General features: G+C 35.2%; 1 protein-coding gene. It reads right to left on the bottom strand.

Annotated features, from left to right (window positions below):
- Nucleotides 1-39 precede the first annotated feature (39 nt).
- On the bottom strand, nt 40-941 hold a 902-nt coding region (locus ACFSQJ_RS14150; protein ID WP_377767625.1), incomplete at its 5' end, for an IS3 family transposase.

The following is a 941-nucleotide window of genomic DNA, read 5'->3' as shown; positions in this document are numbered from 1 at the left end:
TGTCTAGTCCTGAAATATGGCTACAGGTTAAAAATAGATTTACGCTGTTAATTTATATACCATATTAGGTGTTTTGTATTCTAAAGATAAATGTAATCTTATTTCATTGTATAGATTGATTGCATTTTTAGTAGCTCTTTTAGCGTGGGCCAAGCTATTAAAGGTTTGGTCAAGATAAAATTCGTCTTTAAGGATGCCATTTACGCGCTCAGCAATGGCATTTTCATAGCAGTGGTTATCCTCAGTCATACTAATACTGATGTCATTTCTTTTTAAAATTTGCGTGTATACATTGCTACAATACTGGATTCCCCTATCGGAATGGTGGATAAGTCCATTGATGCTTCGACTATGCTCAGCACAGGTATTTTTAGCTTGATATATTGCTTTGTTCAATGCCCTTTCGCAACCTTTAAGTTCCAAGCTGTTGCTGATATCATATCCTACGATTTTACGCGAGAACATATCGGTAATGAGTGCCAGATAACAAAATCCCTTGATTGTTCTAATGTATGTAATGTCGCTTACCCAGACCTGATTTGGTCTAGTAACCTGCACATCTTTTATGATGTTTTTGTACTTATGGAACCTGTGCAAAGAGTTAGTTGTTCTGTAGCTAGGTTTCTTTCTAAGTGTTAGCATATTGTACTTTCTAAGAATATTGAATAGGGTGTCTCTACCTACTTTAAGGTTGGCTTTGTTAAACTCATCTTTCAAAGATTTTTTGAGTTTACGCACGCCTTCTCTAGGCAGGGATTTGCGTTTTTGCTTGACTATTCTCAATACCTTTTGTTCAAGTTTTAAACGTTTGTCAGCTCTACGTTTGTATTTGTAGTATGCATCACGTTTAATCCCGAAAGGCTTACAAATAGTAGTTAAAGACGCAAACCCCTTAGATTTTTCTCTAGCTTTTATTAGGGCTTTATATTTAACTTTTTTTT

Source organism: Croceitalea marina (genome assembly GCF_042684265.1).
GTDB classification, from domain to species: Bacteria; Bacteroidota; Bacteroidia; order Flavobacteriales; family Flavobacteriaceae; genus Croceitalea; species Croceitalea marina.
Note: the sequence above shows the minus strand (reverse complement) of the source record. Positions and strands in the feature narration are given on the sequence as shown.